The sequence below is a fragment of the Devosia ginsengisoli genome (genome assembly GCF_007859655.1).
GTDB lineage: Bacteria > Pseudomonadota > Alphaproteobacteria > Rhizobiales > Devosiaceae > Devosia > Devosia ginsengisoli.
Map to the genome: position 1 here is coordinate 1,557,878 of NZ_CP042304.1, position 14,420 is coordinate 1,572,297.

Consider the following 14,420-nt stretch of genomic DNA (forward strand, 5'->3'; position numbering starts at 1 on the left):
GCCACTGACCGTCAGTTAGCACCACCGAATTGTCAAGGTGAAGACTAAGGCTGCAGTGCCCGTTCGCCCTTTCCCAAGGAACCGAACCAGTGTCGACCGACTTGGGACAGACGTCAAACCTGCCCTTCTGCTAGCGACCCCATTTCGGACATTTGCGCTTCGCCCGCATGGTGCTGCTTCCAGCCTAAGTGGCCGCTAGGCCCTTATATCGAGGTGGCAACGGATGAGCCGTCCACAAAGAAAAATATACCGTCATGAAGACGATAGAAGCCGTTCTGTGGGACCGGAAGTTCCAACATTTCTCGTTTCGATAGGCCTGCGTAGACGCCCCGAACAATTCGGCCGAACAGTCCGTGTGATATAGCTATCGTCGGACGCCCTGTATCTGCAATCCAAGCTTTAGCACGGTTACAAGCATCGTCGAAACTCTCACCGTCAGGCGATCGGAAATACCAATCGAAAGCGTCAGAACCGTCAAGATAGCCAGGAAACTCGGATTCGATTTCAAATTTGGTCATTCCGTCCCATGAGCCAACCGTGACCTCCATGAGCCGGACATCTTCGGAGCTGGCAAGTGAAAGCATGCGTTGGATCCTGCCTGCCATCTCGCGGGTTCTTCCGAGAGGGCTTATTTGCATCTCAAAAGCCTGTTCTTGTTCAGAAAGTTCACGATAAAGAACGCCAGCGACAAAATCTGCCTGTGCGATGCCTAGCGATGTAAGGGGTGAATCTTTTTGACCCTGAAACCGCCCAAGAGTGTTCCAAACAGTTTCACTATGGCGCAACAAGTAGATAGTACACATGCGAATATTTCTCACAGACCAACTTGATACAAACAGACAATCGCATGATCAAATAAGGACCGCAATTGGCGCTAAGCCGACTTCTGCACTCGATATCGGACGGATCGCTATCCACCCCCAAGGAGCCGGTCAGCAGCCGACCCCGCTACGACCGTTGAGGTCAGCTTCGCCGCTTCCTGAAACCAGAAAATGGTCGGTTGCTAAGACGGGTCCTAACTGGGGAATTGATCGTCGCTGCGCGTAACCCCATTGGGAACGATCAAGCGGCCATCTTTCCAGCGACTCCGCAGGTACCAACGAAAATATCTGAGCGGTGAACGCAAAAAAAGCCCCGGCGTTTCCACCGAGGCCCTTGTCTGGAATGCGATTAGGCCGATAGCCGTCCGCTAGAACTTCACACGCAGTCCGGCATTTCCCTTCAGCGTGTAACTGTCGCCGAAGTTGCCCAAGCTCGTATTTGCCGATGCTTCGCCAAAGAGCGAATATTTGTCGTCGCCCCAGTTGTAAGAGCCGCCGATACCGATGCCGCCCCACAGCGGATCGTTTTCGCTGGTGAACTTAACCCCGGCAACGTCAGTCTGCGATCCATCGAGGAAATCGTAGTAGAGATTGGCGATGCCATAGACGTGCGAGCGGCTGATCTGACCACCTTCGTCGTGCCACTCGTTCTGATAATCGGCGGAGATGCCAAGACGGCCCTTGAGGCTGCTACTGCGATCCAGGCCGACTGAAGCGCCGAACGCATCGGTAAAATCGTCGAATTTGACTTCCGAATAAGCCAGTTGGGCCTGGGGAGTGACCGACCAGTTCGGGCCCAGAGCAATTTTCTGCCCGCCTTCGATGCTAAGGCCATACCCAAAGCCGTTATTGCCGCTCGTCAAACCGAGCCCGGCGGTTCGAGACGACAGATTGCTGTCGTACCAGCTCACCTGCGCCTGGCCATCAAGATAAAAGCCATTATTCGCGTACCAGGTCAGCGTGCCGCCCAGGCCGTAACCGGTGCTGCTGATCGAGCCGTCGCCAAATATGGAGGCAATATCAGAGGATATGGTTCCGTAATGGCCGGAGATGCCGCCGATCAGGCGACCGGCCTCTTCATCGTAAAGCAATCCGTCGACACCGGCCTGAAGCCTCCAGAGATCGACATCATATTGAGCGCCGCTGGTGGAGGTTTTGGGATTGAAATTGGCATGCCCTGCTTCGATCCGACCCCAGGCGCCATTGCCCTCTATGGTGCCATCGGCGGGCGTGCCGGTGTCAACAACGCCTGCGCCCGACCACGACCGATTACCGACACGCTGCTGCAAGGTTCCCAGGGCGTTGAAGCTCTGCAGAACATTGGCGTAACTCTCATAAAGCGGCACGCCGGGCTGATAGAGCGGCGCCGGAGGCGTTACGGGCGGCACCGGCGGGATAACCGGAGCCAATGAGGAGCGCAGATACCAGTCGCCATCGGCAGGCGTGCTCACACCATTCTGGTAGAGTCGATAGGCATAGGCCCCGCCGACCACGGCCTGGTCACCCTCGAACACATAGTCCCCGGCCAGCGCAAACGCGCCGGCATCGGAAAGGCCACCGACATCGACGATCTTGATGCCTTCGATCGTCGGGGCGCCCGCGCCGCCAAGATTGATGACGCCGACCTGCGTCGGACCGGTCCCGAGAATGGAATCCCCCGTGATGAGCAGCAGATCGGACGGCGAGCCATCGCCGCCGAGTACGGATTCGATTTCCAGAGTGCCCCCATTGCTGGTGTAGTTGCCGGCAACGGTCAGTGTACCGATCGAATTGCCGGGCGCGATGGTGCCGCCGGCATGGTTTGTGGTGGCGCCGACAGTGCCGGTACCCTGAAGCCTGCCACCATAAATATCCATAGTGCCACCGAGGTCGCCGTTCACCGCCAATGTGCCGCCACGGACGCTGGCAAGGCCGGTGAAGCCCGCCTGGTCGGCGTTGAATATTGTGTGCCCGGCGACCTGGTTGATTTCGCCGTTGCCATTGATCGGGAGATCGAAGACGTATCCGGTTTCGGTGTGGTTGAAATTGACCGCACCGCTCGCCGCGAGCGTAACCGCCGACGCTTCGAGGGTGCCGGCGGCGGCCGCGGCCTCACCAGCCGCTCCACCGATGTTCAGCGTACCGTCGCTGTCCGCAGCCGTGCCGCCCAGCACGAGGGCTGCAGCGCCACCGCCCACGACCACTTTGCCGTCATCGGCGATGGTCAGGACGCCCTTGCCGCCGGTTCCGACAGCGATGGTATCCCCTCTCAACTCCGACCCGGCGCCGGAAACGAGAGCGCTGAACTCTGTGGCACCACGGCTCGGGCGTGCGATGGTTATCCCCGTTCCGGTCATCACCCCGCCCTCGAGGATCGACAGAGTTCCGCGAGACAGTTCCAATATTCCGGTCGAGTCCCAACGCGAACCGTTGCCAACCACCTCTACGGTTGACCAGCCGTTTCCATATGTCACGGACGCGCCGGCGGTGCCGAGTCGCATACTACCCACGTTGATCTGGCCGCCGTCACGGACGGAGTAATATCCCGTCCCGCTGCCGGAAGAAAAAGACGAGGCCGATAGCGTTGATCCCTGCCCGGTCACAAGAACGTTGGCGACAGCATCGCTTACGCTTGGAGATGTGCCAAAAAACCGCAGACCAGCACTGTCGGCGCCAAAATACCCGCCATCCTCGATGGTGATCGTTGCATAGGATGCACTCCCGGCGCTGACGTCAAGGAAACTGGTGCCGGTCGCAACAAGTCGGCTTCCCTGGCCGGAAACGGTCAGACTCGCCGTTTCGCCTGAGCCCGCCAATTGCATCTGGGTCGCAGCGGCGTTCGTATTTCCGTAGGTGATGTCGCTGCCGCCGGTGACGAGCGTGTGACCGCCGTTGAGATCGATTCTGGTGATGCCGGATGCTGTCACGCCGTCGAACACGAGCTGACCCCCGCCATCCTGGCGCAGGATGCCGGTATTCAACACGCCTGAACCGAGGATATTGCCTGTCAGGGTGAGCGTGGCATCGCTGTCAAGATCGAAGGCCTGGCCGGAGGCAAGCGTGAGGGCGTTGGCGCCAGTTTCGATGGTGATCGCCTTTCCGGCGATCGCGGGCGGCGGGTTGCCGAGCTGGATGCTGCCCGTCAGTGTGATGGTGGACGCCTCATCGGAACTCCCTTGAGCGTCCTGTATCGCCTGGTAGAGTTCGGTTTCGTTTGAGGCGAAGAAGGATGCCGCCAGCGCCGTCGAGGGGACTGCCGCCGACAGCGCCAGGGCGGCTATGCAGACGCCCGAGAGAAGTTCGTATTTCCTGTTGGATCTGGTGTATGAGGCGCCCCCGCCTGCACGTGTCAGCATCTTTCTTGTCTCCGCAATACGCACTGCCTGAAATCGGTAAATGGCAATGACTATGGATTGATTGGCTTGGGTCGATATTGAACCAAGGCCTGTTGATCGACTTTTTCCGAACCAGCTTGTTGGCAATGCGATGGGCGGAAAATGCCGAGCATGCCGGGAATGGCGGTGCCTGCCCTTCTGTCGCCATCATTGGATGGCGAGCACGTCTGCAGGGCAAGCAAATCTCTAATATTATTGTGTATTGATAGTACTTTAACGCTTTGGTTAACCAGGGTCGTCGAAATTGAAAATGCGGTACTATATCTCCTTTCATCTGTAGGCCGTGTCGGTCTGCCCGATGATGCCACCGTCGAACCGGGCTGAATTTCTGTTGTTATGGCACCCGCAGATATCTGGCCGCCGCTAGCGCCGTATCGGGCTTGGGGAAACGGAGCTCTTGAGCAGGAAGTCTCTTGCGGATGGTCTCATGGATGAGCGGGTGCAGATCGATGGCGCCGCCGATGAAGGCAAGCGTGCGCGGGCCGGCACGGGCGATCAACGTCTCGGCCAATCCGACAAGTTCGATGCCGGCGCGGGTCAGAAGATCAATCGCCACAAAATCCTGATCGTCCGCAGCGCGGCCAACCGCGACGGCAAGCGTGCCTATGCGCCCGCGGTCTCCCGAATAAACGAACTGACGCACGTCGCCCCAATCGCTCCCACCGATCGCCGCGAAAATGTGCCGCGCCAAATGCGGCATAGCATCGAAACATCCGTCTCTGTCATGGCCGCGATAGAGGCAATCGAGGGCCCGCAGCGCAATCCAGCTGCCGGACCCCGCATCATCAATAAGGATGCCGCGCCCACCGATCCGTGTCTGCGAATTGTCCTCGGCGATATAAACGCCAAAAGACCCAGTTCCCGCAGAGACAAGATGGCCCTCACCCGGCCGGAAGACAGCATGATAGGCCGCTGTGATGTCGTCGATGAGGCTTACTGGAACGCTGAATGTAGCGGAGAAGAGAGCAAGAGCGTCTTGCTGCACATTTGGACCATAGCCGGTTACCCCCGCATGGATTTCCGAAACGGGAATGCTGCGCTGTGCCAGCTGGCCTGCAATATCGTTGAGCACCCGGGTGAGGCGCGCGCGTTCGGCTGAATTGAAGACATGGGCGGTTGCGCCCTCGGCGTGTCCTCGAGCGATCTCCGTCCCATGCTGATCGCAGGCCACCCATCGGCTTCCCGTGCCGCCGATGTCCATGCCAAGGTGGACCGCTAGGTCCGGTGCTTCGACTGTCATGGTCAAAGCGTGCGTCCTGCTTCATCAAAGAAATGCAGCGACTCCGTTGTCGGCCTGACCCAGACCGTGTCCTGAGGACGATAGTTGTGACGCCCGGTCTGTACGACGACGAGTTCATCGCCACCGGAGCGCAGGATGAAGGTCGCTTCGTTGCCAGTTGGTTCGATGACGGCAACGTCCACCGCGAGAGCGCCATCGCTAGGACTGGCATCAAGCTGAATATGCTCCGGGCGGATACCCAGGGATACCGCATCGGCGGCGCGGGCGCGCTGGGCGGGATCGAGCGATATCGACAGGCCGGCCTTGGTGGTGAATGACAGCGCGCCGTTCTGCTCGGTCATTTGACCATCAAAGAAATTCATCGACGGCGAGCCGATGAACCCGGCGACGAACTTGTTCGCCGGACGATCATAGAGCTCAAGCGGGGCGCCGATCTGTTCCACATTTCCAGCACGCATCACCACGATCTTGTCGGCCATCGTCATGGCTTCGACCTGGTCGTGCGTGACATAAACTGTGGTCGCCTTGAGGCGTTGATGCAGTTCCTTGATTTCCGCGCGCATCGAGACACGCAGCTTGGCGTCGAGATTGGATAGCGGTTCATCGAAGAGGAAAACCTGGGGGTTGCGCACGATAGCGCGTCCCATGGCAACGCGTTGACGCTGACCACCCGAAAGTTGCTTGGGGTAGCGTTTGGCCAGAGCCTCAAGATCAAGCGAGCGCATGACCTCAGCCACCTTGCGGTCGCGCTCTGCCTTGGGCACACGCGCCATGTAGAGCGGGAAGCCGATATTGTCGGCCACCGTCTTGTTCGGATAAAGCGCGTAGTTCTGGAACACCATGGCGATGTCGCGGTCCTTGGGAGGGACGTTGTTGACCACTTTTTCGCCGATGGCGATTTCGCCGCCGCTGATCGTTTCCAGTCCCGCGATCATGCGGAGCAGGGTCGACTTGCCGCATCCTGAGGGGCCGACCAGCGCTACGAATTCACCGTCCACGATATCCAGCGAGATGCTGGAGATGATCTCGGTCGGACCGTAGCTCTTTTTCAGGGCTCTGATGCTGAGTTCTGCCACCTGAATGTCCTTTCGTTTGTCGACGTTGTCAGCCTTTGACGGCACCGGCAGAGAGACCGGCCACCAGGTAGCGCTGTACGAACAGGAAGAAGATGAGCGCGGGAACGGTGAAGATCACGGCGGCAGCCATCATCTGGCTCCAGTCCAATGTGTATTCCCCGCGGAATGAGGTCAGGCCCACAGACAGAACCCAATTGTCCTGCGAAGCGATCAGCGTGCGGGCGAGAAAAAACTCGTCCCAGCCGGAAATGAATGACATCGCCACGACCACCACGAGACCCGGAAGTGCCAGTGGCAGGACCACACGATAGAACGCGCCGAGCTGGGTGCAGCCATCGATCATGGCCTGCTGTTCGATTTCCACCGGGATCTGGTCAAAGAAACCCTTGAGAAGCCAAATGGCGACCGGAAGGATGAAGGCGGTGTCGGCGATGGCGAGGCCAAAAAGCGTGTTGTAGAGCCCCAACTGCTGGAAGATGACAAAGAGAGGCACCACGATCAGCGCCGCCGGCAGCAATTGGGAGAACAGGATCAGGATGGTGAAGGTCGAGGTTGTCCTGGTCTTGAACCGCGACAGCGCATAGGCGGCGTTGATCGCGATGATGGTGGAGAACAGCGACGTGCTGCCCGCGACGATGACGGTGTTGATGAACCACCGGCCTATGGCGCGCTCCTCAAAGATGGTCCAGTAGGATTCCAGTGTGAAGCCGCTTGGAATGAGGTGAGGCGGCCAGGAGAACATGCTCTCGGTTTCCACCGAAGAGACGAACATCCAGTAATAGGGAAAGAAGACGATCGCAGCGAAGACCAGGGTCAGGATGAACCAGAAGGCGCTGACGATTTTCTGTGCGTGAGAGGGGTTCATCTGGCGTCCTTCCCTTGCCTGGTGGCCCAGAAATAAACCACGCTGAAGAACAGCAGGATCATGAGCAGCGTGGTGCCGACAGCGGCCGCGTAGCCGATCCTCTGGTACTCAAAGGCCGTGTTGTAGGTGAGGATGGACAGGGTCTCGGTGGAGCGCGCCGGACCCCCGCGCGTCATGGCATAGATCATGGTGACACGCCGGAACGAGTTCAGCGTGAGCAGCAGAACGAGAATGATGTTCACCGAGCGTAGCCCAGGCAGCGTGACATGAAAGAAACGCGAGACGGGGCCGGCGCCGTCGATCGTCGCAGCCTCATACTGCTCCTTGGGGATCATCTGCAGGCCGGCAAGCAAGATCAGCATGGCGAGCGGAAACTGTTGCCAGGCCGTGAGCGCCACCAAGGCCGGGAGTGCCAGATGGGATTGGGACAGCCAGGGCAGTGGTTCGCTGATCAGGCCGAGCGCCGTGAACACATAGTTGAGGACACCGAATTGCGGATCAAGCATCCAGACGAAGATCAGAACCGCGACGACCTCGGGAATAGCCCAAGGCAGAATGAAAATCGTGCGGATGAGGCCACGGCCGGCAAATTCGCGGTTCAGCAATAAGGCAAAACCCAGACCCAGCGCATAGGTCGCGGTCACCGAGGCGATGCCATAGATGGCGGTGACCCGAAAGGAGTTCCAGAAATACTCATCCTGAAACAAGGCATTGAAATTCGCGAAGCCGATGAAGCGGCCTTCCGAATAGGTGAGGATACGCGTGTTGTAGAAGCTGAGTGCGATGCCTTGAAGGATCGGCCAGATCAGGATCACGACGAGGAGCAGACCCACCGGGCCCAAGAGCCACAGAGGCAGAAGGTTTGATCTCTTAATGGATGACAGCATGCTGGGGCGCTCCGCTTCATCATCCCGGAGTGCAACTCGTGCACTCCGGGGCGTTAAGATCAATCGTTACAGAGTGGCTGACCAGTTTTCCAACTTGGTCTGGAGGGTATTGAGCCCATCTTCAACCGAAGCACGGCCCGAATAGATTTCGGACAGGGCATCGACAACCATCTGGCGGAACTCACCAGCGTCGATCAGGTAGCCGGGAGGCGCATAGCCGATACCGCCGGGATATTGAGCGGCAATGGTCGCCATATTGCCCACCCAGGCGTTTTCTTCGAGAAACGCCGCGCTCGGCTCCGCAGTGGTGCCGGGGATCTGGAGCAGATCTTCCAGCCAACGGCGCTGAGGTTCTTCACCCATATAGGCCGTCAACAGCTCACACGCCTGTTCCGGATTCGCTGCCTTGGCCGGAATAACGAAGAACGCACCACCCGTCACCGCCGCATGGGTCGGAGTCGGTACGACCTCAAAATCGACGTCGGCCATCATATCCGGCTTCTGGCTCTGAATTTGGGTCATCAGCCATGGGCCCTCGAACATGATGGCCACCTTGCCATCGACGAACAGATCGCGCGCCTGGATAACACCCAGACCGACAGGTGCCAGGTCCTCATCGAGGAAGCGCTTCACCCAGCCGATAGCCTCGATATTGCGGGGATCGTTGGCCGTGATCGTGCCGTCGGGCTGGGACCAGTCCGAACCAAAGCCGAGAACCCATTGCATGGAGTTGATGTAGACATGCAGGGGAGCGGCCATGTCGTTGCCGAAGGCATAGCCATAGGCACCGGTCTTTTCCTTGACCGCGAGCGATGCGGCATAGAGTTCTTCGACCGTGCGCGGCATTTCTTCGATGCCGGCTTCGGCGAGGAGCTTCCTGTTCACCACCACGGACCACGGGCTCATGGTGACCGGGACGCCGTAGGTGACGCCATCGACCTTGGCGAAGTCGACCGACTTGAGCAGGCGATCGCCAAAACCACCGTCTGCGATACATTGATCGAGCGGCGCCAGGGTGCCGGCATTGATCATCGGGGGCAACATGCTGGTGAAAGCCGTCATCAGGTCGGGAACTGCACCACCGGCAATCTGGGTGACCACGACCTTTTCGAAATCGGCCGATGGGATCTGAGTGGCGGAAACCGTGTTGCCAGAGGCCGCTTCAAAGTCGGCCGTATTTCCCTTGAACCACTCGCCGACCTGGCCTTCTTCCCACATCCAGCTTGGCACGTTGAGGGTGACACCCTGAGCCTGTGCCGAAACTGAACCGAGCAGCAATGCCGCCGTTGCCGATAGAACCAAAGTTTTCATCATAGTCTCCCTTGTTTAGTTGCTGGCTGCTCCGGCGCCCGATTCACTCAGTGCCGTTCGCAGAATTCCGTTGGCCTGGACGAGCCTTTGCTGCGCCTCTCCCGCATCAAGCCCGGACAGGATGGTAAAGATGGCGAGCTTGATGTTGTTGTCGGCGCGGGCCAGCGCCGCTTCCGCCTCCCCAAGGGAGGCATCTGTCGCCTGGCAGATAATGCGCAATGCGCGGGCCTTGAGCTTGTCGTTGGTCGCACGCATGTCGACCATGAGATTGCCGAAGGTCTTGCCGATGCGGACCATGCTGGCCGTGGTCAGCATATTGAGCACCGTTTTCTGCGCTGTGCCGGACTTGAGCCGTGTCGAACCGGTCAATACTTCAGGGCCGACTACCGGCACGATGGCCAGTTGTGCGACTTCGGTGATGGGCGATCCCGGATTGCAGGTTACCCCGATCGTCACCGCGCCGAGTGCCCTGGCGTGGCGAAGGCCAGCCAGCACATAAGGCGTACGTCCGGAAGCAGCCACCCCCACTACGATATCCTGCGCCGTCAGTTGATGCTTTTTCAGATCATCGACAGCAGCGGCCTCGTTGTCCTCGGCCCCTTCCATGGCATGCCGTAATGCATGATCCCCGCCGGCAATGATCCCCACAACCATCGCTTCGTCGACACCGAATGTCGGCGGGCATTCCGACGCATCGAGAACGCCAAGCCGTCCGCTGGTGCCGGCGCCGGTATAGATCAGGCGGCCGCCGGCGAGAAATGCCGAGCTGATGAGCTCCACGGCCTGCGCAATTTCGGGAAGAACCGCTTCGACCGCCTCGGCGACCCGACGATCCTCCTTGTTCATCACCCTCACCAGTTCGAGCGCACTGGCGCCATCCAGACCTTCGGTCGATGGATTTCTCCCTTCGGAGATTAACTGCTCGAGCTCTGTCACCAGATTGTGGGTCATGACGAGGTCCTTCGCGTGCAGATCAACGCGGCAACTGAACCGGCTGTCCGAGGCGCGCGGCCTCGATCAGGGCGCTGATGATCTTGGTATTGGCCAAACCCTCTTCGCCGGTGGCGAGCACAGGCTTGTCAAAGAGTACGGCTTCAACGAAATGCACTACGGCATCAAGCACGAAGCCCGTCAGATTCGGACCGAACGGAGGGACCAGCATGTCAGGGAATGTGCCCTTCTGCTGGGTATAGAGTTCCATCGTCCGGTTATGCGAGCCATCAATCTGGATAGCACCCTTGCTGCCCAGCAACTCGACCTTGAGGTCTTTGACGGTGTTGTAGGTATCGGGCAGGATCCAGGCATGCTCGAAAACGCCGACCGTGCCGCTCTCATACTCGACGGTCGCGACGTGGAAATCAGGAGCATCGACACCCATTCCCTTGAGGATTCCATCGCGCGCAACCACATAGGCTCGCACCGGCTTGTCGTTGAGGATCCAGCCGACCACGTCGATCATGTGGCTGCCCAAGAACCACAGGGCGGATGACTGGCTCGACCATTTCAGCATGTCGCGTGGCACCGCCACCGTGTTGCTCAAACGGGTATACACATAAGAGGGCTTGCCAATATCGCCGCGAGCAACAGCGTCTCGCGCAGCGACCATGGGCGGGTTGGCGCGATTGTGGAAATCCACCATCAGCTTGACGCCGGCCTCATTGGCTGCGGCAATCATGGCTTCGGCATCTTCGACGGTCGTCGCCAGCGGCTTTTCCACCAGGATATGCTTGCCCGCCTTGGCAGCGGCCACGACGGCCGCGCGATGCGCCGGGTCCGGGGTTGCCACCGAGACAGCCATGACCTCGGGATCGGCCATGATCTCATTGAAATCCGTGGTGAAAGCCTCGGCGCCGTAGGTTTCTGCGACTGACTTCGCACGCGCCTCGTCCAGGTCGCAGACATATTTGAAGTCCACCAAGGGGTGCCGTTGGTAGGCCTGCGCGTGGCGCTGGCCAAACAATCCCGCGCCGATAAGGGCAAATCCCTTTTTCATAAACTTCCTCGTGTGTGAGCGACGGTGCGAAATACTTGTGCGCCGTCAGAAACTTTCGCTAGACCAAAACAATGATACCGGTATTATGTTGCGGTATCTGCATGTTCCCGATTGAGATAGGGGGCCACAAGAATGCCGCAGAGAGGGGCATGCCGAGCATTAGGCCAGTAACTCCAGAAAAGTTGGGCGTTATGGCTACGAAATGTCCGACTCAAGCTATGGAGCTTTGCAGTTCCGCAACTCAAACAGCGTTGTGTCTCCTATCTCAACCCGTTAGTGGTATGATACATGTATCACAAATTGCGTCAATAGGCTGATATGGACAAGACCGGTACCTTAATTGATCTTCTGATCGAGCGTATCAACGAGGGCGTCTACCCACGCGGGGAGGCCGTTCCGTCAGAGCGGCAGCTTGTCGAGGAATTGGGGCTGTCCCGCACCACGGTCAGGCGGGCCATCGACGACCTGGTTCACAAGGGGCGCTTGGAGCGGCAACCGGGCCGGGGCACGTTCGTGTCAGGGGCCACGCCAGGCGGTGGCAGGGACGTCCAGGTCCAAAAGGTTGTGGCAGTGGTCGTGCCGACCTTCTCCAACCCGTACTATGGGGAGATGGTGAATGGCATCGAGAAGGAAGCCAGGCGCTTCGATCTTCGCCTTATGGTCAGCCAATCCGACTATTCCATCACGACCGAGGATCAGGTTTTGGAGCAGTCGGCTGCCGATCCTTCAATATGTGGTGCCTTGATCGTCCCAGATTCCACGGAACGCGGGACGCGTGGCATGCAGAAGTTTCTGCATGTGGGCAAGCCGGCGGTTTATATCGGCCGTTGGCCAAAAGATGTTGCGTGTGACGGCGTGCGAATCGACTACCGAATGGCGGCGCAGCAGGCCGTTCAGCACTTGATCGACCTGGGGCACCAGCGCATAGCCTATATTGAGGGCTTGCCAATTCTGCCCGGCTTTTCCCCCGTAGACGGCTATAATGACGTGCTGCGCGCACACAGATTACCCATAAAGTCCGAACTGGTGCGCATCTACGATCAGCCCTCTGAGACCACGGGCCGCAAAGCAGTGTTGGACCTGATCGCCGAGGACATAGAATTCTCGGCGGTTTTCGCGCGCAACGACATCACTGCGATGGGCGTTCTGCAGGGGCTACGCGAGGCCGGGCTGCGCACACCTCAGGATGTCTCTGTCATCTCAATCGCCAATAGCCTTTGGGCGCGGTCCATGGAGCCCCCGCTCACCAGCGTAAACTCGCACCCATTCTCGGTAGGTCAGATGGCGCTTCAGCTACTAAACAACCGCTTAGAAAAAAGCTACTGCGGCCCCCCAATCAAAGCCGTGCTTGACCCGGATCTAATTGTTCGAGCCTCAACTGCACGGCGCTAGAGTGATGGATTCATCTCGGCCGCAACGGACCATGAAATCGCCGCTCAGCGATCGTGTTAGCCGCCGCGTAAGCTCAATACGGCTGTAACCTATTGTGTCAAGCGGCCCTACTATACGATGGTTTCTTTTCACGGGCGGTCGGAGGTCACATGACTTTTGAACGATGGTTTTGATCTGGCCAATCGTGCCCTGGCCGGCGTGTCGACATCAACGTTGAACCGTGAACAAGCACGGCGCAGAAACGTTTGGGCGACTCCGGCCGAACAGCAGTTTTTGGGTAGCATCTGAGGAGACTGATCGCCCGTACTAAGGCGCAAAGCTCGACCTCATCATTTGAAGGGGCTTCAGGGGTGGTGCCACCCACCATTGAAGAAGACCTCATAGCGCGGGCCGAGTGCCGTCCGCACCCGGAAGACCAGTTCTTGGTCCGGATGCCGAGCCATGAGATTGTGATGAACGGAATGAGAAAGCGCTGCGCGATGATCGGCGGCGCCACGATCCTTAGCAGCGCCCGAGCCGTGCGAGCTGACAAAGACCTCGATCGCGGCATCTAGTGCCGATACTCTCGGCAATGGGGGACAGGAAAATGCGCGCATTGTCATTGGGCACGACCCCGTCCTTGCTCCGTTCGAACAGGGGCACACCCAGTTGCGCCTCGACCTGCTGAACGTTTTTGCTGACCGCGCTCTGCGTCATGTTCAGCGCTTGGGCCACTGCCGTCAAGTTTTGCCGGAGCAGAACCTCCAGGCAGATTCGCAAGCTCGGAGGTCTGGTATCTCGCACAGTCCCTCCTCGCGTGTAGTAGCATTGGTCCGGCTCTCCGCGTGACGCAACGACGCGGGCCCTTAGCAAACACGCCCTTCTCTCTGCCAGTGCGTACGTCGCTATGGTCTTAATCCGCCGTGGCGCGCAGCATGCGCATGAGGGTGTCGTTGCGGAAAACGAAATGCTCGGCCAATGCGCCTATGACGTGAACGCCGATGGCCGGCACCAGGATCAGCCGGCCGATCTCGTGCAGTTCCGCGGCAACTTCCAAGCCCAGGAACCAGGCCGTCGCACCAGTCAGCGGCATGAGGAAGATAAAGCCATAGAGCAGGACATGCGTGGCATGGCCCAGCCATCTGAGAATGGCGGGCGTGTCCTTGTAGGGCGCTGGCGCGCCGCGCAGCAGGCGAACGATGAGCCGGATGGCGGCCAGTAAGAGCACGGTTAGCCCCACAACCATGTGCAGCAAAGCCCCGTTTTCGTCTTCAACCTGTTTCCCATCGAGCTGGTCCGCGAAAGCATGTTGCATGGCTTCGTTGACGAAGAGCTGGAAAATGACCAGCGCGGCGATGGTCCAGTGCAGGACAATCTGGATGCGGGAATAGCCCCTGGGCTGCGGCATGAGCGATCCTGTGCGGCGGGATGGGACAGGAACTCATCCGGGGGCGCCGCGTTCCCTGCCTGAAGCTCATTGTG

The 14,420-nt window shown here is 59.0% G+C and carries 12 protein-coding genes; 1 reads left to right on the forward strand and 11 read right to left on the reverse strand.

Features of this window, described 5'->3' with window-relative positions; genetic code table 11:
• Window positions 1-203: 203 nt before the first annotated feature.
• From FPZ08_RS07795 to FPZ08_RS07835, 9 genes are all read right to left on the reverse strand, one after another.
• Window positions 204-803, reverse strand: a complete 600-nt coding sequence (locus tag FPZ08_RS07795) for a histidine phosphatase family protein (RefSeq protein ID WP_146289451.1) — start codon at window positions 801-803, stop codon at window positions 204-206.
• Window positions 804-1,189: 386 nt separating this feature from the next.
• On the reverse strand, window positions 1,190-4,156 hold the full coding sequence (locus FPZ08_RS07800; protein ID WP_246132827.1) for an autotransporter family protein: 2,967 nt from the start codon (window positions 4,154-4,156) through the stop codon (window positions 1,190-1,192).
• A gap of 373 nt (window positions 4,157-4,529) precedes the next feature.
• Window positions 4,530-5,435 (reverse strand): N-acetylglucosamine kinase, encoded by a 906-nt coding sequence (locus tag FPZ08_RS07805; protein WP_246132882.1) that lies wholly within the window; start codon window positions 5,433-5,435, stop codon window positions 4,530-4,532.
• 2 nt (window positions 5,436-5,437) lie between these two features.
• Complete coding sequence (locus FPZ08_RS07810) at window positions 5,438-6,511, reverse strand: ABC transporter ATP-binding protein (protein WP_146289453.1); 1,074 nt, start codon at window positions 6,509-6,511, stop codon at window positions 5,438-5,440.
• Window positions 6,512-6,539: 28 nt separating this feature from the next.
• Entirely contained in the window at window positions 6,540-7,376 is an 837-nt protein-coding gene (locus FPZ08_RS07815; protein ID WP_146289454.1) for a carbohydrate ABC transporter permease, read from the reverse strand.
• Window positions 7,373-8,263, reverse strand: a complete 891-nt coding sequence (locus FPZ08_RS07820; protein WP_146289455.1) for a carbohydrate ABC transporter permease — start codon at window positions 8,261-8,263, stop codon at window positions 7,373-7,375. Before FPZ08_RS07820 ends, FPZ08_RS07815 begins: the two co-directional genes overlap by 4 nt.
• A 66-nt stretch (window positions 8,264-8,329) precedes the next feature.
• The gene (locus FPZ08_RS07825; RefSeq protein ID WP_186767245.1) at window positions 8,330-9,574 is read right to left on the reverse strand and encodes an ABC transporter substrate-binding protein; all 1,245 of its coding nucleotides are present in this window, start codon (window positions 9,572-9,574) and stop codon (window positions 8,330-8,332) included.
• 15 nt (window positions 9,575-9,589) lie between these two features.
• On the reverse strand, window positions 9,590-10,525 hold the full coding sequence (murQ, locus tag FPZ08_RS07830) for an N-acetylmuramic acid 6-phosphate etherase (RefSeq protein ID WP_146289457.1): 936 nt from the start codon (window positions 10,523-10,525) through the stop codon (window positions 9,590-9,592).
• 22 nt (window positions 10,526-10,547) lie between these two features.
• Complete coding sequence (locus FPZ08_RS07835; protein WP_146289458.1) at window positions 10,548-11,567, reverse strand: Gfo/Idh/MocA family protein; 1,020 nt, start codon at window positions 11,565-11,567, stop codon at window positions 10,548-10,550.
• A 318-nt stretch (window positions 11,568-11,885) separates the two neighbouring features.
• Here FPZ08_RS07835 and FPZ08_RS07840 point away from each other — a divergent pair, with 318 nt between their 5' ends.
• Window positions 11,886-12,959: a GntR family transcriptional regulator gene (locus FPZ08_RS07840; protein ID WP_146289459.1), complete on the forward strand. Its 1,074-nt coding sequence runs from the start codon at window positions 11,886-11,888 to the stop codon at window positions 12,957-12,959.
• A 501-nt stretch (window positions 12,960-13,460) separates the two neighbouring features.
• Here FPZ08_RS07840 and FPZ08_RS21875 read toward each other — a convergent pair.
• Together FPZ08_RS21875 and FPZ08_RS07850 are read right to left on the reverse strand one after the other, a co-directional pair.
• A complete protein-coding gene (locus FPZ08_RS21875) occupies window positions 13,461-13,742 on the reverse strand; it encodes a helix-turn-helix domain-containing protein (RefSeq protein ID WP_342780170.1) in 282 nt (93 codons plus the stop codon).
• Between the two features lie 109 nt (window positions 13,743-13,851).
• Entirely contained in the window at window positions 13,852-14,346 is a 495-nt protein-coding gene (locus FPZ08_RS07850) for a cytochrome b (protein WP_146289461.1), read from the reverse strand.
• Between the last annotated feature and the right edge of the window lie 74 nt (window positions 14,347-14,420).

Bases quoted from the DNA above. Each gene is read 5' to 3' on its own strand.
- FPZ08_RS07795 (WP_146289451.1), bottom strand. From the start codon at position 803: ATGTGTACTATCTACTTGTTGCGCCATAGTGAAACTGTTTGGAACACT.
- FPZ08_RS07800 (WP_246132827.1), bottom strand. From the start codon at position 4,156: ATGCTGACACGTGCAGGCGGGGGCGCCTCATACACCAGATCCAACAGG.
- FPZ08_RS07805 (WP_246132882.1), bottom strand. From the start codon at position 5,435: ATGACAGTCGAAGCACCGGACCTAGCGGTCCACCTTGGCATGGACATC.
- FPZ08_RS07815 (WP_146289454.1), bottom strand. From the start codon at position 7,376: ATGAACCCCTCTCACGCACAGAAAATCGTCAGCGCCTTCTGGTTCATC.
- FPZ08_RS07820 (WP_146289455.1), bottom strand. From the start codon at position 8,263: ATGCTGTCATCCATTAAGAGATCAAACCTTCTGCCTCTGTGGCTCTTG.
- FPZ08_RS07825 (WP_186767245.1), bottom strand. From the start codon at position 9,574: ATGAAAACTTTGGTTCTATCGGCAACGGCGGCATTGCTGCTCGGTTCA.
- murQ (WP_146289457.1), bottom strand. From the start codon at position 10,525: ATGACCCACAATCTGGTGACAGAGCTCGAGCAGTTAATCTCCGAAGGG.
- FPZ08_RS07835 (WP_146289458.1), bottom strand. From the start codon at position 11,567: ATGAAAAAGGGATTTGCCCTTATCGGCGCGGGATTGTTTGGCCAGCGC.
- FPZ08_RS07840 (WP_146289459.1), top strand. From the start codon at position 11,886: ATGGACAAGACCGGTACCTTAATTGATCTTCTGATCGAGCGTATCAAC.
- FPZ08_RS07850 (WP_146289461.1), bottom strand. From the start codon at position 14,346: ATGCCGCAGCCCAGGGGCTATTCCCGCATCCAGATTGTCCTGCACTGG.